Annotated in this window: 16 protein-coding genes; 6 read left to right on the forward strand and 10 right to left on the reverse strand. The window is 61.3% G+C overall.

Going from position 1 to position 17,367, the window contains the following annotated elements; translation table 11 throughout:
- Window positions 1–5: 5 nt before the first annotated feature.
- The gene (locus ACEN8Q_RS08875; RefSeq protein WP_007898282.1) at window positions 6–281 is read left to right on the forward strand and encodes a peptidylprolyl isomerase; all 276 of its coding nucleotides are present in this window, start codon (window positions 6–8) and stop codon (window positions 279–281) included.
- Between the two features lie 123 nt (window positions 282–404).
- Here the strand turns inward: ACEN8Q_RS08875 and ACEN8Q_RS08880 are convergent, their stop codons facing one another.
- The 8 genes from ACEN8Q_RS08880 to ACEN8Q_RS08915 form a co-directional block, all read right to left on the reverse strand.
- Entirely contained in the window at window positions 405–1,337 is a 933-nt protein-coding gene (locus tag ACEN8Q_RS08880) for a sugar kinase (protein ID WP_413705014.1), read from the reverse strand.
- 129 nt (window positions 1,338–1,466) lie between these two features.
- On the reverse strand, window positions 1,467–2,684 hold the full coding sequence (locus ACEN8Q_RS08885; protein WP_413423502.1) for an amino acid deaminase: 1,218 nt from the start codon (window positions 2,682–2,684) through the stop codon (window positions 1,467–1,469).
- 39 nt (window positions 2,685–2,723) lie between these two features.
- Window positions 2,724–3,488, reverse strand: a complete 765-nt coding sequence (locus ACEN8Q_RS08890; protein WP_413423504.1) for an IclR family transcriptional regulator — start codon at window positions 3,486–3,488, stop codon at window positions 2,724–2,726.
- Between the two features lie 74 nt (window positions 3,489–3,562).
- Window positions 3,563–3,952 (reverse strand): RidA family protein, encoded by a 390-nt coding sequence (locus tag ACEN8Q_RS08895; protein WP_413705015.1) that lies wholly within the window; start codon window positions 3,950–3,952, stop codon window positions 3,563–3,565.
- 29 nt (window positions 3,953–3,981) lie between these two features.
- Window positions 3,982–4,776: an amino acid ABC transporter ATP-binding protein gene (locus ACEN8Q_RS08900; protein WP_413423508.1), complete on the reverse strand. Its 795-nt coding sequence runs from the start codon at window positions 4,774–4,776 to the stop codon at window positions 3,982–3,984.
- Entirely contained in the window at window positions 4,773–5,435 is a 663-nt protein-coding gene (locus tag ACEN8Q_RS08905; RefSeq protein WP_413423510.1) for an amino acid ABC transporter permease, read from the reverse strand. The genes ACEN8Q_RS08900 and ACEN8Q_RS08905 overlap by 4 nt, the downstream gene beginning before the upstream one ends.
- A gap of 8 nt (window positions 5,436–5,443) precedes the next feature.
- Window positions 5,444–6,106, reverse strand: coding sequence for an amino acid ABC transporter permease (locus ACEN8Q_RS08910; protein ID WP_008015908.1), 663 nt, complete (start codon window positions 6,104–6,106; stop codon window positions 5,444–5,446).
- Between the two features lie 51 nt (window positions 6,107–6,157).
- Window positions 6,158–7,006, reverse strand: a complete 849-nt coding sequence (locus ACEN8Q_RS08915; protein WP_413705016.1) for a transporter substrate-binding domain-containing protein — start codon at window positions 7,004–7,006, stop codon at window positions 6,158–6,160.
- A 390-nt stretch (window positions 7,007–7,396) separates the two neighbouring features.
- Here ACEN8Q_RS08915 and wecB point away from each other — a divergent pair, with 390 nt between their 5' ends.
- The 4 genes from wecB to ACEN8Q_RS08935 are packed head-to-tail and all read left to right on the forward strand — an operon-like array spanning window position 7,397 to window position 14,791.
- The gene (wecB, locus tag ACEN8Q_RS08920) at window positions 7,397–8,551 is read left to right on the forward strand and encodes a non-hydrolyzing UDP-N-acetylglucosamine 2-epimerase (RefSeq protein ID WP_413705017.1); all 1,155 of its coding nucleotides are present in this window, start codon (window positions 7,397–7,399) and stop codon (window positions 8,549–8,551) included.
- Window positions 8,548–10,722: a cyclic di-3',5'-guanylate-activated glycosyltransferase NrfB gene (nrfB, locus tag ACEN8Q_RS08925; protein ID WP_413423516.1), complete on the forward strand. Its 2,175-nt coding sequence runs from the start codon at window positions 8,548–8,550 to the stop codon at window positions 10,720–10,722. Before wecB ends, nrfB begins: the two co-directional genes overlap by 4 nt.
- Window positions 10,719–13,883 carry an NfrA family protein gene (locus ACEN8Q_RS08930; protein WP_413705018.1) on the forward strand — a complete coding sequence of 1,055 codons (3,165 nt, stop codon included), beginning with the start codon at window positions 10,719–10,721 and terminating at the stop codon, window positions 13,881–13,883. Before nrfB ends, ACEN8Q_RS08930 begins: the two co-directional genes overlap by 4 nt.
- Window positions 13,883–14,791: a DUF4434 family protein gene (locus tag ACEN8Q_RS08935; RefSeq protein ID WP_413423520.1), complete on the forward strand. Its 909-nt coding sequence runs from the start codon at window positions 13,883–13,885 to the stop codon at window positions 14,789–14,791. Before ACEN8Q_RS08930 ends, ACEN8Q_RS08935 begins: the two co-directional genes overlap by 1 nt.
- Window positions 14,792–14,928: 137 nt before the next feature.
- On the opposite strand, the gene ACEN8Q_RS08940 is transcribed toward ACEN8Q_RS08935, so the two are convergent.
- Window positions 14,929–15,333, reverse strand: coding sequence for a MerR family transcriptional regulator (locus tag ACEN8Q_RS08940; protein ID WP_413423522.1), 405 nt, complete (start codon window positions 15,331–15,333; stop codon window positions 14,929–14,931).
- Between the two features lie 76 nt (window positions 15,334–15,409).
- Here ACEN8Q_RS08940 and ACEN8Q_RS08945 point away from each other — a divergent pair, with 76 nt between their 5' ends.
- On the forward strand, window positions 15,410–16,633 hold the full coding sequence (locus ACEN8Q_RS08945) for an NADH:flavin oxidoreductase/NADH oxidase family protein (protein ID WP_413423524.1): 1,224 nt from the start codon (window positions 15,410–15,412) through the stop codon (window positions 16,631–16,633).
- Between the two features lie 145 nt (window positions 16,634–16,778).
- Here ACEN8Q_RS08945 and ACEN8Q_RS08950 read toward each other — a convergent pair whose 3' ends face one another.
- Window positions 16,779–17,324 carry a vWA domain-containing protein gene (locus ACEN8Q_RS08950; RefSeq protein WP_413423526.1) on the reverse strand — a complete coding sequence of 182 codons (546 nt, stop codon included), beginning with the start codon at window positions 17,322–17,324 and terminating at the stop codon, window positions 16,779–16,781.
- Window positions 17,325–17,367 lie beyond the last annotated feature (43 nt).

Raw genomic sequence — 17,367 nt, forward strand, 5'->3', positions numbered from 1 at the left:
GCCACATGAAAGCTCAAGCCCGCCATATTCTGGTGAAAACCTCGGAAGAAGCCGAGCAGCTCAAACAACGCATCGCCAAGGGTGAAGCGTTTGATGTGCTGGCCAAGAAGTATTCGACCTGCCCATCGGGCAAGCGCGGCGGTGACCTCGGCGAAGTGCGGCCGGGGCAGATGGTCGGCGTGATCGACGCGGTGATCTTCAAGAAGCCGCTGCGGGTGGTCCATGGGCCGATCAAGAGCAAGTTCGGGTATCACCTGGTGCAGGTGTTCTACCGGGATTGATGCATTTGGCTTGAGGGCCTCTTCGCGAGCAAGCCCGCTCCCACAGGTCGTGTGAACACTGAGGATCCATGTGGGAGCGGGCTTGCTCGCGAACCGATGGCGCAGCCAGCGGCCATTCAACGCTTACTTCGGAATCAACGCCCCCGGCAGCTGAATCACCCGGCTCGCCAACCGATGTCCCGCTTCAGCCGCCTCCACCGGACTCCCACCCTTCAGCCGCGAGGCCAGATACGCCGCACTGAACGAATCCCCCGCCGCCGTGGTGTCCACCACCCGCTCGACTTTCTGCGCCGGCACCTCGAACGACTCGCCCGTACAACGAATCAGGCACGCTTCAGCACCGCGCTTGAGCACCACCTCCGGCGTACCGATCTGCTCATACGCGGCAAACACCGCGTCACAATCGGCATAACCGAACAACGCCTGTTCGTCATCCAGTGTCAGCAACGCCAGGTCGACATACGCCAGCACTCGGCGATACGCCGCCCGGGCGTCCTCGACCGAGGCCCACAGCCGTGGCCGGTAGTTGTTGTCGAACACGATTCGCGCATCACGCTGGCGCGCTTCGATCAGGGTTTCCAGCAGTTTTCCCCGGCCTTGCTCGCCGAGCACCGCCAGGGTGATGCCGCTGAAGTACAGCACGTCATAATCCGGCAGCGCCGCCAGGATCGGCTCGGCGGCCGGCGTAGTGAAGCAATCGCGAACCGCCGCTTCATTGCGCCAGTACAGGAAGCGCCGCTCACCCGCCGCGTCAGTCTGGATGCAATACAAACCCGGCAGACGCCCGGGCAAGCGCTGAACCATGCCGAGCCCGATGTTTTCCGCCGCCCAACTGCGGCACATCGCATCGCTGAAACTGTCATCGCCCAAGGCGGTGACGTAGTCCACGATGCCGTTCGCCCCCAGTTCCCGGGACAGGTACACCGCCGTGTTCAAGGTGTCGCCACCGAAGCTCTGTTGCAGGCTGCCGTCGGCGCGATGCTGCAACTCGATCATGCACTCGCCGATCAGGGCGATGCGTGGGGTGTCGGGGCCGAGGGTGTTGATGGTGTTCATACGCGGATTTCTCTTTTTGTCTGGTAGGGCCTCTTCGCGAGCAAGCCCGCTCCCACATTGGATCTTCGGTGTACACAAAACCCTGTGGGAGCGGGCTTGCTCGCGAACGGAGCGCCTCGTTCTCAAGCCTTAGAAACAGGTTTCCATGGTCTCGATGACGTTCAGTTGCTCGTCCACCAGACAGCCGATGCGCCACTTGTCGAACGTCAGGCACGGGTGCGAAGTGCCGAACGAAATGATGTCGCCCACCCGCAGATCAACCCCAGGCGCCACGGTCATGAACGCATGCTGGTCCATCACAGCGGTGACTTTGCAGGCACTCACATCATCGCCAACAGCTGGCACCACGCCAGCCTTGTAACGCAGCAACGGCACCGGCAAACCGGCGTCATAGGCCACGTCGCGTTTACCCAGGGCAATCACCGCAAACCCGGGTTCGGGCAACGACTGCACGTGCGCCCACACTTCCAGCGCCGGACGCAGGCCTTCGTGCAGGTCGCTGCGCCGGTCGAGCACACAGCACTGAGCTTCCTTGTAGATGCCATGATCGTGAGCCACATAACTGCCGGGACGCAACACGCTGAGGAAACGTCCACCAGCGTTCTGCGCTTCGAAGGACTCGGCAATCAGGTCGTACCAGGCCGAGCCCGATGCCGTAATGATCGGCTTGGCAATGGCGAACGCGCCGCTGTCCTGCAACTGCACCGCCAGACGCACCAGTGACGCGGCGAAATCGCGAATACCGGTCACGGCATGATCGCCATGAATCACCCCTTCGTAGCCTTCGATCCCGGTCAGGGCCAGGGCCGGTTGTGCGGCGATGGCCTTGGCCAGATCCAGCACCTCCTGCTCACTGCGACAACCGCATCGACCACCGACCACGCCGTATTCGATCATGACGTTGAGGCGCACGCCGCGGGAGGCGAAATAGGTGCCGAGGTCGGCGACGTTGTCCGGATGGTCGACCATGCAATAGAAGTCGAACGTCGGATCGACCAGCAGGTCGGCGATCAGCGCCATGTTCGGTGTGCCGACCAACTGGTTGGCCATCAGCACACGACGCACGCCATGGGCGTAGGCCGCACGGGTTTGTGTGGCACTGGCCAGGGTGATGCCCCAGGCACCGGCGTCCAGTTGGCGACGGAACAATGCCGGGGTCATGCTGGTCTTGCCATGGGGCGCCAGCTCTGCACCGCTGTGACTGACGAACGCCTGCATCCAGCGGATGTTGTGCTCCAGCGCCTCGCGGTGCAGTACCAGCGCGGGCAGGCTGACGTCACGCACCAGGCTGGCACCGATCGGGGCTGCGCCTTTATCCACGTTGGCTGTATTGGGGGCAGTAGACATGGTCGAACTCCTCGTTCACGCGGCCGCAGGCAGCCGCTGTTATTCGTTGATGCGACGGGCCAGGCTGTTGGCGCTTTCGATCAGCACCCGGCGATATTCGTTGTAGTTGTTCCTGGCATCGGCCCTGGGGGCGACGATGCACAGGGTCGCGATGGCCACGCCGCCGGGGTCTTTGACCGGCGCGGCGAAGCAATGGGTAAAGGTGTCGGCGACGCTATCGAAAGAAAAGAAACCATCGATACCGGCCTGACGGATTTCCTTGAGGAACTGCTCAAGCGGCAGACGCTCGCCGTCGGGCAGGATGAAGTCGTCGTGGTCGATCAGGTCGACGATTTCCTGGTCGCTCAAGTGCGCCAGCAACAGGCGCCCGGATGCGGTCCAGGGGATGGGCGCGTTTTCGCCGATGTCCGAGGAAATGCGGAAATGCCGTTCCCCCTCCTTCATCAGCGCAACGGTGTATTTGCGCCCGTTGAGCAGGCACATCTGCGCCGTTTCACGGGTCTGGCTGACGATTTCCTGCAAGGCGTGATCGGCCTCGCGGGTGAGGTCGAAATGGCGCAAATGCGCCTGGCCGAGAAAGTACAACTGACGACCGAGGTAGACATGACCGTCCTTGCCCACCGGCTCCAGGATCCGCCGTTCCAGTAGCGAGGCCACCAGTTCGTAGACCGTGGATTTGGGGCTGCCGATGCCGTTGGCGATGTCGTTCGGGCGCAGGGGCTGGCCGATCTCCTTGAGGAAATCGAGGATATCGAACGCCCGGTCCAGACCGCGTGCCCGGCGCTTGATGGTGTCTTCGGTCATTTCAGTGGTTCCCATTCAAAGTGCCGGGAGTTTACCTGTAGGAGCTGGCTTGCCAGCGATGAAGCCACCTCGGTTCAGGCCTTTTTCTTGTACGCAATGCAGTCGATCTCGACCTTGCAGTCGACCATCATGTTCGCCTGCACGCAGGCACGGGCCGGGGCATGTTCGGGCTTGAAGTACTCGGAGAAGACCTTGTTGAAACTGGTGAAATCCCGCGGATCCTCCAGCCACACACCAGCACGCACCACATCTTCCAGGCCGAAACCGGCCTCTTCGAGAATCGCGATCAGGTTCTTCATGGCCTGGTGGGTCTGTTCGACGATGCCGCCAACAATGATCTCGCCATCCACCGCCGGCACCTGGCCGGAGACGTGCAACCAGCCGTCGGCTTCAACGGCGCGGGCGAAAGGACGAGGCGTGCCGCCAGCGGCGGAGCTGCCGGTGCCGTAACGAGTAATGCTCATGGGTGTTTCTCCTGATTGAAATCAAAGGATCAAAAACGTGTGCTTTTGAGGAATTCCGCCAGTCGTGGCGATTGCGGGCGTTCGAACAGGTCCTTGGGTGGCCCCTGCTCTTCGATTCGCCCCTGATTCATGAAAACGATCTTGTCCGACACCTCGAAGGCGAAGCGCATTTCGTGGGTCACCAACAGCATGGTCATGCCATCATCCGCCAGGCCCTTGATCACATTGAGCACTTCGCTGACCAGCTCCGGGTCCAGCGCTGAGGTCACTTCGTCGAACAGCATCAGGCTCGGGTTCATTGCAATCGCCCGGGCTATCGCCACGCGCTGCTGCTGACCGCCAGACAACTGACCAGGAAAGTGATCGCGCCGTTCCAGCAGGCCGACACGCTCCAGCCATTTCTCGGCCAGGGCCACCGCCTCGTCCTTGTGCAGCTTCTTGACCTTGAGCAGTCCCAGGGTGACGTTCTGCAACGCGGTCAGGTGCGGAAACAGGTTGAACTGCTGGAACGCCATGCCGGTCATGGCGCGATGACGGGCAATGACCTTTTCCGGGTGGCGAATGCGTTTGCCGTTGACCTCGTCATAACCGATGGATTCACCGTCAAGCAGGATCTGCCCGCCCTGGAATTCTTCAAGCATGTTCACGCAGCGCAGCAGCGTGGTCTTGCCCGAGCCGCTGGAGCCGATCAGTGTCACCACGTTGCCGCGCTGCATGGTCAGGTCGACGCCCTTGAGCACTTCGAGCTGGTCGTAGCGCTTGTGCAGGCCGCGAATGTCCAGCAGCGGTTGGCCGTTTTGTGCATTGGATTGAGTCTGAGTCATGGCAAAGCCACCCGCTTTTCAATGTGCCGGCCGAGTAACTCGATGCCGTAGTTGATGACGAAGAACAGGAAACCGGCGAACAGGTAAAACTCCAGGGTCATGAAGGTCCGGGCAATGATCTGCTGGGTACTGAGCAGCAATTCCGCCACACCGATCACCGACAACAGGGTCGAGGCCTTGACGATCTCGGTAGACGAATTGACCCAGGTCGGCAGGATCTGCCGCAACGCCTGGGGCAACAGCACGTACCCGAGGGCCTGGAAGAACGTCAGGCCGATGGCCTTGCTCGCCTCCATTTGCCCGCGCGGCAAGGCCTGCAACGCACCGCGCACGATCTCGGCGACGTGGGAGCCGCAGAACAGCGTCAACCCCAGTGCACCAGCCTGGAACGCGCTGATCTGCCAGCCGAGTGCCGGCGCCATGTAGAAGCACGCCAACACCAGCACGAACACTGGCGTGCCGCGAATCACATCGACATAAAAACGAAACGGTGCGCGCATCCAGAATTTGCCGTAGGTCAGTACCAGACCGGCGACGACGCCAACGAGCGTGCCGAGCAAAATCGCCAGCACCGACACCTGGACACTGGTCACAAAGCCTTGCCACAGCACTTCGCGCGCCACCCACAACTCATGCAACCAACTGGGGGATTCGTACATGGAGCCTCCTATCGGCGAATCGCCAGACGCTGCTCGAGGTAACGCAGCATCATGGCAATGAGGTAACAGGCCGCCACATAGAGCGCCGTGGTCACCAGCCAGGTTTCAATCACCCGGTAGCTTTCGACATTGATCTTGCGCGCGTAATAGGTCAGCTCCGGTACGGCGATTGCCGCCGCCAGCGAGGTGTCCTTGAACAGCGAAATGAAGTTGTTCGACAGCGCCGGCAACACATTGCGCAGCATCACCGGCACGGTGACGTAGGCCTTGACCTGCCATTCGCCGAGGCCAATGGCCAGGCCGGCTTCACGCTGGCCCTTGGGAATGCTCAGCAGACCGCCGCGGAACACTTCGGTCAGGTAGGCCCCGGCATACAGCGACAGGGTGATGATGAACGATGGAATCTTGTCCAGACGAATGCCCAGGCTCGGCAACGCAAAGTAGATCAACAGAATCAACACCAGGATCGGCGTATTACGGATCACCGTGACATACACCGACGCCAGCACCCGCAATGCGCGGTGCTTCGACAGCAAAGCAAACGCCATCATCAGGCCAATCACGCAGCCGATGGCGATCGACACCAGGGCCAGTTCGAGGCCCAGACCGAGCCCCGCCAGCAAGGTGTCGAAATCGCGCCAGACGGCGGCAAAATTCAACTGATAGTTCATGGTCAGCAGTACCTTGAGCGGGGCGCTCGGCGGCGCCCCACTCTCACGGAGTCATTTGAATTCGACGGGAAAGCCAATCGCCGGCGAAGGCAGATCGACACCGAACCACTGCTTGAACGATGCCGCGTAAGTCGGGAACTCAACGCCGGTCATGGCCTCATGCAGTGTGGTGTTGACGAAGTTCAGCCAGTCCTGGTCGCCGCGCTTGACCGCGCACGCATAGGTCTGCGGGCTCCAGGCGTAAGCCGGGCTGCGATAGCGGCCAGGGTTCTGCACCATCAGGTATTTCACCGAAGACTGGTCGGTGGCCGCCGCGTCGGCGCGGCCGGAGTTCACGGCCTGATACATCAGGTCCACGCTGTCGTACTGATCGACCTTGGCCTTGGGCAGCGCCTGATGCACCAGTTCTTCGGCATAGACGTTTTGCAGCACCGCCACGGTCAGGCCACTGCCAGCGGCCTGCATGTCGTCGATTTCCTTGTACTTGCTGTTGGCCGGCAGCAGCAGGCCGACGCCTTCGCGGTAGTACGGCAGGGTGAACGCCACTTGCTGGGCACGGCTGGCCGTCACAGTGATGAACTGGCAGCTCATGTCGACTTTGTCAGTCAGCAGGTTGGGGATACGCGCGTCGGACGACTGCACCACGAACTCGACTTTGCCCGGATCGTTGAACAACCCCTTGGCCACCATGCGCCCGATATCAATATCAAAGCCTTGCAACTTGCCATCCGCGCCCTGGAAGTGCCAAGGCGCATTGGTACTGCCGGTGCCTACAATCAGTTTGCCGCGGGCCAGAACACTGTCGAGCTTACTGTCCGCCGCCTGAGCCACGCCCATGGCAGCGGCGGATGCCGCGAAAAGAAAAACACACGCTTTGAATAACGAAGGTCGGCGATGCATGGCAAGCACTCCAGGGTGATGTTTATTCCGCTATACCGGAACTTGGTATGTAACAACGGAATAGACAGCAGAAAGTGTGCCACAGGATGTGGAGGGAATGTGAGGGGGATTGAAATTTGTTTTGAATCAGGGGGATGCGTACAATCAGGAAAAAACGCTACCAAATGCACAGAACCCCGACCGCTACCGTTGGCTACAAAGGGCGGGTATCTGGTTCACAACCTGGCGCGCCATGAGCCAACTCAGGGCAGTCCCTGCAAACGGCAGGACATTTGCCAGTCGCTGCCGCTCATTGGACAACCCCCCGTCCGGCTGCTTTATTCAATGCTCCAGTGATAATCGGTCTCAACAGCCGCGTCGCTTCGGCGTGTGCAGTCCCAGGAGAGGTTCATGTCCTTCAAAGTCATGATGGTTTTCGGCACGCGTCCGGAGGCTATCAAGATGGCACCGCTGGCGCGGGTCTTGCGTAACTGGCCCGGAATCGACCTGAACATCTGCTCCACCGGCCAGCACCGGGAAATGCTCAAGCAGGTCCTCGACTCGTTTGAACTGACGGTCGATGAAGACTTGCAGGTGATGACCCAGGGCCAGACCCTCAACGGCCTCTCCGAACAGCTGCTGGGGCAGCTCGACAAAGCCTACGAGCGGGTGCAACCGGATATCGTGCTGGTACACGGCGACACCACCACCAGCTTCATTGCCGCCCTCGCCGCCTTCAATCGCCAGTTGCCCATCGGCCATGTCGAGGCCGGGTTGCGTACCGGCAACTTGCGCGCACCCTGGCCGGAGGAAGCGAACCGGCGCCTGACCGGTGTCATCGCCGACCTGCATTTCGTGCCGACCCTCAATAACGAAGACAATTTGCTGCGCGAAGGTGTGTCCAAGGCCAACATTGAGGTCACCGGTAACACGGTGATTGATGCGCTGGTATGGATGCGCAATCACCAACAGGAAATCCACTGGCACCCGGCCGCCGACTCGCCGCTGGCCGTGCTCGACGACAACAGGCGCATGGTGCTGATCACCGGGCATCGCCGGGAGAACTTCGGCGGCGGTTTTCGCAACATCTGCCTGGCCCTGGCCACCCTCGCCGAACGATATCCCGATGTGCAATTCGTTTACCCGGTGCACCTCAATCCACAGGTGCAAAGCGCGGTGTACAGCGTGCTATCGGACAAACCCAATATCTATCTGGTGGCACCGCAGGATTACCAGCATTTCGTCTGGCTGATGGACCGCGCGTATTTCATTCTTACCGATTCCGGTGGCATCCAGGAGGAAGCCCCCGCCATTGGCAAACCGCTGTTGGTGCTGCGCGATGTCACGGAGCGGCCATTGGCGCTCGAAGGCGGAACGGTGGTGCTGGTGGGCACCGACACCGATCGTATCGTCAAGGAATCGAGCCTGTTGTTCGATGATCACGCGACCTTCCAGCGCATGAGCCGAGTCCATAGTCCTTATGGCGACGGACACGCCAGCGAGCGCATTGCCAATCGCCTCGGCATCTGGCTGAAACACCGTGCGGCGGTGGGTAAAGCCATATGAGCCTGGCTTTTGTCGACTTCTTTGCCTATGCGTTGTTCGGACTCAAATACCTCGCGATTATCCTGGCCCTGCTGATGTTCATACTTGGGCTCGATGATCTGTTCATCGACCTGGTGTACTGGACCCGCAAACTGATCCGGCGCTGGCGGATCTATGAAAAATTCGAACGCGCCGATGAGCAACGGCTGTATTCCATCGGCGAAAAACCCCTGGCGATCATGGTGCCGGCGTGGAACGAAGTCGGCGTGGTCGGCGAAATGGCGCGCCTGGCCGCCTCGACCATCGACTACGAGAACTATCAGATTTTCGTCGGCACCTACCCCAACGACGCCGAGACCCAGGCCGACGTCGATGCGGTGTGCCTGCACTACCCCAACGTGCACAAAGTGGTGTGCGCGCGCCCCGGCCCGACCAGCAAGGCTGACTGCCTGAACAACGTGATCGACGCGATCCTGCGCTTTGAAAACGCTGCGAAAATCCAGTTCGCCGGCTTCATCCTGCATGATGCCGAGGACGTGATTTCGCCCATGGAATTGCGTCTGTTCAACTACCTGCTGCCGGCCAAGGACCTGATCCAGATTCCGGTCTACCCCTACGCCCCGGAATGGAAAGGCTTCACCGCCGGGCACTACGTCGACGAGTTCGCCGAGAACCACGGCAAGGACGTCATCGTGCGCGAGGCATTGACCGGGCAAGTGCCCAGCGCCGGGGTCGGCACCTGTTTCAGCCGCAAGGCCATCATTGCCCTGCTCGAGGACGGTGACGGTATTGCCTTCGACGTGCAGAGTCTTACCGAAGACTACGACATCGGCTTTCGCCTCAAGCAAAAAGGCATGAAGTGCATCTTCGCCCGTTACTCGGTGACCGACCCGAAACTGGCGCTGGAACAGCCATGGGTATTCGGGATGGACCGTGCGTTTTCCCAGGTGATCTGCGTGCGCGAGCATTTCCCCCGGGATTTGCGGCACGCGATCCGCCAGAAGTCACGATGGATCGTTGGCATCGTGTTCCAGGGCACCAAGAACCTCGGTTGGAGCCCCAAGGGCCTGCTCAATTATTTTCTGTGGCGTGACCGCCGTGGCCTGATTGCGTACCTGTTGAGTTTCCTGGTGAACATCCTGCTAGTGGTATTGCTGGCGATGTGGCTGGTCACCGTGATCACGCCGAATGCCTGGCGGTTCCCGTCGATCCTCTCAGACTCCACGTTGTTGGTGACCCTGCTGTGGCTCAACGGCTTCATGCTGCTCAATCGGCTGTTTCAGCGCGGATGGTTTGTCACCCGTTATTACGGTCTGGGCGAAGGACTGCTGTCGGCCCCCCGGATGATGTGGAGCAATTTCGTCAACTTCTTCGCCAACCTCCGGGCGCTGCGCCAGGTGATGCAAATGGGCGATTCACGTCGCGTCGCCTGGGACAAGACCACTCATGAGTTTCCGGCCCTGGCCGAGGCCCAACGCACCCCGCTGGGCCATCGACTAGTGGAAAAAGGCCTGCTCTCTGAAGATCAGCTCGAAGCCGCAATCACCAACCCGGTACGCCGGCGCCTGGGTCAGGAACTGCTGCTGCGCGGACACATCGACACCACGCAACTGGTGCAAACCCTGGCCGAACAACTGGACCTTGAGTGGGCCCCACTCAATCCGTTCAAGCTCGACAAACGCCTGATCGACGCCGTGCCACGCAAAATCGCCACGCACTACGGCGTGCTGCCGGTCGCCGAGGACAACGAAACCCTGGTGTTGGCGTCCGAAGGTCCCGTGAGCCAAGTGTCTCTGGGGGCCATCAGCCGTCAACTGAAACGCCCGGTGCGGTGCCGCCTCGCACCACAAGGCCGGGTTACGCTGGGGATCCGCTACTGGTACGCCAGCCCTCGTCAAAGCGAGGAAGTACATCAGATGCTTGAGGTGCTCGAGCAACATCAGGACGACGAAGACCTGATCGAGCGCGTCAGCCATCACCAAGTGTTGCTGGGCAATCTGTTGCAAGTACGTGGCATGGTGCCGCCAACCCTGTTCAATCAGGCGCTGATCGATTTCGATGCGGAAAAAATGTCTCTGGGTGAACACTTGATTGAACGCGGCATGATCACACAGGAAATCCTCGAACAGGCCCTGGCCGATCAGACGAGCGAGCAGCACGCTGCCTACTGCATTGCCCGGGAGGCTGCATGAAGCCTGTCCATCGTCAGACCCTGATGGCCGGTAGCCTGTTGCTCTGCCTGAACACGACGGCATGGGTGCAAGCCGAACCCTTGACCGATTTCGATCGGTTCCGCAGTTACCCCTATATGGACCGCAGTTACCGCGAAGCGAAAAACGGCAACTGGAAGGAAGTCGAACGGCTGATGCGCCACCTGCTGAGCAACGTGCCGGAAAACGATGAAGCGCGGGCCCTGCTCGTGCAATCGCTGGTCAAACAGCGACGCTACAACGACGCCGTGCAGGCACTGCCCGACAATCCGGCCAACAGCGACGCCCTGCTCAACCTGCGCCTGACGTGGATAGAACAGGATCCGCCGGATAGCGAACAGGTGGAACAGTGGATCGCCAGCAGCGACATCACTCAGCGCATCCGTTTGTGGCAGGCCTACAGCCTGAGCCTGGCCAGGTACGGCGGCGCGGCCAAAGCCCATGACTGGCTGGCGCAACTGCCGCCCAAAGGTGACGCGCGCCTTCTGCATCTGGCGCGTGCCAATTGGTCCGAACAGTTGCACGACTGGGACGGCACCATCAAAGAGCTGGCGCCCCTGGCCGCGAATCAACAACTCGATGATCAAGGCTGGCAACGCCTGGCCAATGCCTACGTGCAACGCCTCGACGAGCAACCCCTGCAGCAATTGCTGCAGACAGCGCCTGGCCCGGAAGCGGCGCGCAAGGTTCGACTGGCCATGGTCGACCGGGCGATTGCCACGGGCCACGTCCAGCAGGCGCAGCGCTGGATGCAGTCGCTGTCACCTGCCGACCTTGCCGATCCGGCGCAACGCCAGCGCCTGTGGGAACTGGCGCGACAGACCGGCGACAGCGCCACGGTGCAACGCTTGAGTGGCGAGTTGCAGCGTCCGTGCCTTGAGACGGCCGAGTGGTTGTCCCGCCACGACCCACAAGCTGCGCTCGTCCAACTGAACAGTTGCCAACCCGAAGAAAACCCGCAGACCTGGCTGATCCTTGCCCAGCGCCTGCAAGCCACCGAACTGTTGCAAGCGACACGCCTGCCGGAACCCTGGGACTCGCGCCGCCGCGAACGCCTGCTCGACGTCTGGCACAATGAGGGCCGCAGCGACAAAATCATGGCCTACCTCGCCGGCCAGCCGCAGACCGCCGACGTGGTGAAACGTCGTGCCGAACTGCTCCAGGCCTCGGGTCGAAACCGCGAAGCGGCGACTTTCTGGGAGCGGCATTATCAGCAGACCGGCAACCTCGATTCGCTCGGTCAGGCGACCTATCTGGCGCTGAATGCCGGCCAACAGGAACAGGCGCAACAGTTACTCGAAACGGCCTACGACCATCACGGCGGCAAGCTGCCAACAGCCCTGCTACAACGGTTGGCGGGGTTATATGCCGCGTCGACGCCGACCGCGGCACAACAGCAACGCATCGTTTCGTTGCTCAACCGCGTCGACCCCGTCACTCGCGGGCAACTGCTCGCGCAACTGGCGGAAAACGGCCAGTGCGACGCTGTTCAACAGGCGATTGGCGATCTCCCGCAAGCCGCGGGCGACTACCGCGCCCTCGGCCGTTGTGCAATGCCCGAGCGCCCCGGTGAAGCGGTGGTGTATTACCAGACCGCCGAAAAAATGGGCGACCAAAACAGTCGCTTGCCACTGGCTTACGCCCTGGAAGCTGGCGGAGACTCGGCGGGTGCCCTGGCCATCTGGCGCAGTTTTCCGGACGCCGAACTCAGCGACAATGCCCGCCTAACTGCCAGCCGCGGTGCCCTCAGCATCGGCGACACGCAAACGGCCGAACACTACTGGCAACAAAGCCTCACCCGCAGCGCCAATGAGTGGGCGTTGGGCGCGGCGATCGCCGATGCCCGGGGCGATCACACTCTCGCGCTACAGCGTCAGCGTTCCGCCCTGCAGCTGGTACCGGATGCCGAGCATTTCTATGCGGCCTCGGTCACGGCGCAAAAGGCCGGCGACCTGCAACAAAGTACCGAATGGCTGGCCGAGGCCGTGCGCCGCGCCCCGGACAACCCCCGTTATCGCGCCGACTACGGCGTGCGCCTGGCCGGTGCCGGGACCCAGGCAGAACGCGCCCGAGCCATCCCGTACCTGCAACGCGCCACCCGGGACTTCCCGGAGGACTATCGCCTTGGCGAAACCCTGGCCTGGCGTTATGACGAGGTCGAAGACAGCGCCTCGGCGCGCAAGGAACTGCGTCGGGTGATCGACCTGGAACAGAACCCGGTAGCCACCGATGACGAGGATGGCAGCATGCAAGCGCGTCGATATCGCCAGCGCCGCGCCCACGAAAGCCTGTCCCGTCGCGACTCCGTCACCATCGCCAGCACCTGGTCACCGGCCGGGGTATCGACCAACGACATCCTGCGCCCCGACGACAGCACCGGCACGCAACGCCGCTCCAGCTCGCAGAACGTGCAACTGGCCATGTGGGACCACGCGCTGGGCGAGGAACCCAGCCGCGCCGGCAGCACGTTGTCGGTCTACGGCCGTGTATTGCTCGGTGGTGTGGGCCGGTCAAGCTATGCCGAATCCCTCGGCACCGGCGTCGGTCTGCGCTACAAGCCCTGGGGCACCGCCAACATCAACTTCTACGGCGAGATCTACAAACAAAGCCAGTTCGATGCTGAAGACAACCACGGCCTGAGCCTTGGGCAAATGCTGGTTCCGGAAAAACTCTCCGATCAGGTCAGCGATCATCGTCAGGACGGCCACACCACCACCGATTATCTGCTGCGTACAACAGCGTCGTTCCTTGATCAGGGGCGATTGCGCAACGATTGGCGGGTCGATGAAAGCGATTGGGAAGAGCGCTTCCTCTACCTTGACGCGGCATGGTGGACCAAGGCCGGCGAGCATCAATGGCTGTCACGCTTCCAGCAGGGACACACCTGGAAGCTGCCGTTCAACGGCGCGCAAACCCTCATGCCGTACGGTTTTCTCGAGTTCGCCACCCAGGACCCGAGCAACGAATGGCGCCAGGACTTGCGCACAGGGTTGGGCTTGCGTTGGCAATGGTGGTTCAACGATGACCACTACAACGCCTATCGCGCACACCTGTCGGTGCGCACCGAATATCAGCAATGGCTGGGCGGCAATCTGTATGAAGGCGGTAACGGTGTGCTGGTGGGCGTGGAGTTGAATTTCTGATGAGGCGATTTCTTTTGGTTTTTTGCCTGTTACTGGGGGGTGTGGCGAGCCATGCTGACGAGCGGATTTTCTATCAGCCACTCAATGTCGATGCCAACCTGAGCCAGGCGCAATGGCAGCAAATCTGGCAAGACACCGCCCGCCAAGGTGCGCACACGGTGATCGTGCAGTGGACGGCCTACGGTGATTCGGACTTCGGCGGTGCCAACGGCTGGCTCGCCGACAGCCTGAAACTGGCCCAGGCCCAAGGCCTGAAACTGGTGCTGGGACTGCGCATGGACCCGGCCTACTACCAGCGCATCGATGAATTGGACAGCGCCGGGTTGGCAATGTACTGGCAGACGCAACTGGGGCAGTCCCTGACCCAACAGCAGAAATTGCGCAAAGACTGGAAACTCCCGGTCAGCGGCTGGTATTTGCCCATGGAACTGGATGACCTGCACTTTCTGCCGCTGGATCGCCGGCAAACGCTGCAACGCCAGCTCAAGGACTTTTCCGGCAAACTCGACGCGCCGCTGCACATCAGCGTATTCAACGTCGGCAAACTCGCGCCGCCAGTCAATGGTCAGTGGCTGGGCGAAATGGCGAACGCCGGAATTCAGGTGTGGTGGCAGGACGGCGCCGGCACCGGACGTTTGCCACTCTTGATTCGCAACGGCTACGCCAATGCTCTGCCCTGCTCCATTGGCATCGTCAGGGAAGCCTTCCGGCAAGTCAGCACTGCCGGGCAACCGTTCCGCGCCGAACCGATGCCCCCCCAATCGACATCGCCGGGTTGCCACCTGACATCGGTTTTCTCCCTGCGCTACCGTCCGTGGGGCAAGGTGATCCTCGATAACCAGCACAACAGCAAGGTCGGCGATGTACAAAACCATCAGCATCGGCCTGGCCCGGGTACTCGATGGTGACACCCTGAACCAGGCGCTGGTCAAGGCCGATGAAGCCCTGTAAGCGTCAAAACATACGGGCAAGGGTCGGTATTCGTTTCATCAATGAACTGATCCACCCAATCGCGAGCAGGCTCGCTCCCGTATCCCGACCCGACCTAGTGCTTGAATGACGTCATCACCCGTTCCGCATTTTCATCGCAACTCATGCCTTCGGGCCGGGCCTGGATGGTGTCGATCCAGCCCAGCAACTGTGCCTTGCTATGGGCCAGGTGCCGTTGCATCTCTTCGATCTGCTCGATCTTGCGATGCAGGCCGGCCATCAACTCATCGTGCTTGAACGCGCCCGTCAGATTATCCGGCAGTAACTGCTTGAGTTCCTCCAGGCTGAAACCGGCTTGTTGCGCACACTGGATGATTTGCAGGGTTTGCAACGCCTGTTGCGAGTAACGCCGATAACCGTTGGCAGAACGCTCGACCTGCCGGATCAATCCCTGAGACTCGTAAAAACGGATGCGCGAGGCGGTCAGCCCGCTCAACTGTGCCAATTCACCAATCTTCATACGGATCTCATTTACCTGCTTGACATTAAAGTTAACTTTAAGCTTAGCCTCTGCTCATCACTACGAGGAGTCAAGCATGTCGCCCTTCCAAACCTTGAATTTGCCCAACGGCCAGACCATCGGTAATCGCATTGCCAAAGCCGCGATGGAAGAGAACCTCGCCAACACCGATCAGGTGCCCGACCAGGCGCTGTTTCGCCTGTACCAGGCCTGGGCCGAGGGCGAGGCCGGCTTGCTGCTGACCGGCAATGTAATGATCGACCGCCGTGCAATGACCGGACCCGGTGGTGTAGCGCTGGAGGACGAGCGTCATCTGGAACGTTTTCGCCAGTGGGCCACTGTCGGCCGGGCTGGCGGTGCGCACTTCTGGATGCAGCTCAACCATCCTGGCCGCCAGACCATGGCCAATCTTGGCCAGCAAGCTCTGGCGCCGTCGGCGGTTGCACTGGATCTCGGCCAGTTCTCGAAGATGTTCGCCGAACCCAAGCCCATGAGCGAGGACGACATCCAGGAGGTGATCCGGCGCTTCGCCACCAGCGCCGCACTGGCGGAGAAAGCCGGCTTTACCGGTGTGCAGATCCACGCCGCCCATGGCTACCTGATCAGCCAGTTCCTTTCGCCGATCACCAATCGGCGCACCGATCATTGGGGCGGTTCGCTGGAAAATCGTGCGCGCCTGCTGTTGTCCGTTGTCGAGGCGGTTCGCCAGGCGGTGTCGCCGCAATTCTGTGTATCGGTAAAACTCAACTCAGCGGATTTCCAGCGCGGTGGTTTCGATGCCGATGATGCACGGCAAGTGATCCAGTGGCTTAACGAACAACCGATCGACCTGCTGGAACTCTCCGGTGGCAGTTACGAAGCACCGGCCATGCAGGGCGAAGCGCGCGACGGCCGGACCCTGGCACGGGAGGCGTACTTTCTGGAAATGGCCGGTGAACTGGCCAGCGTGGCGCGGATGCCGGTGATGGTGACCGGCGGAATCCGGCGTCTGGCAATCGTCGAACAGGTCCTCGACAGCGGCCTCGCCATGGCCGGCATCGGCACCGCCCTGGCCGTGGAACCGCAACTGGTCAAACACTGGCGCGAAGGCCAGAACAGCCATCCGCAACTGCCGCCGATCCGCTGGAAGCGTAAACCCCTGGCAGCGCTGGCGAGCATGGCAGTGGTCAAGTTCCAGCTGCATCGCTTGAGCCGTGGGCGCAAAACCCGGCCTGAAGTCTCGGCGCTATGGGCGTTGATTCTCGACCAGCTGTACATTGGCAAGCGTACCCGGCAGTACCGGCAGGCGATGGGCAAGTAATCCGAAATGGATGGTGACTGACCCACCGCTTTCGCGGGCAAGCCCGCTCCCACAAGGTTTGGCATCTACCGAATGTTTCAGGCAAGGCAAATAACCTGTGGGAGCGGGCTTGCCCGCGATGAGGCCAGTACAGGCGAAACAGATCTCAGCCAGGAATCAGCTCGTCAATGTGCCGATACTCAGCCTGCAACTGCGCAGCCAGCAACTTGCTGCGCCCAAGCCGGATCGGCCCGCGCTCGATGTCGATCAACAGCCCCGGACATTCCAGCGTCGGCAGCAGCGGCCAGTCCTTCAGCCGGCCATCGGTCACCAACAACAACCGCTGCTGCTCTGCCGGAAAGCGCTTTTGCCGTGCGCCAAGCCATCGCCCTGCTTCGCTCAATGCCGCCAGCAACGGCGTGCCGCCACCCGCGCCAAGGCCATCGAGCCAATGGCGCAGCCCCGTGAAAGCCTTGAAGCCCTGCACCTGCCACTTGGGCGCAGAACCGCTGGCCGTGAGCAGGGCCAGGCGTGCACGCTGGCGATAGGCATCGTCGAACAGTTGCGCCAGCAAGCCCTTGGCATCGCTCAATGCCTGATGACGGCGGGTCGATGCGGAGGCATCAACGATCACCAGCCACAGTTCATGGGGCGAGCGAGTACGCAGGTGAAACAACAGATCGTCGCGCTGACGCGGCCGGCCATTGAGCAATGTGCCGGGCCAGTTGACCGAACCACTGCGGGCTGCGTGACGT

The organism is Pseudomonas sp. Pseusp16 (genome assembly GCF_047324915.1).
GTDB lineage: Bacteria > Pseudomonadota > Gammaproteobacteria > Pseudomonadales > Pseudomonadaceae > Aquipseudomonas > Aquipseudomonas fluorescens_CD.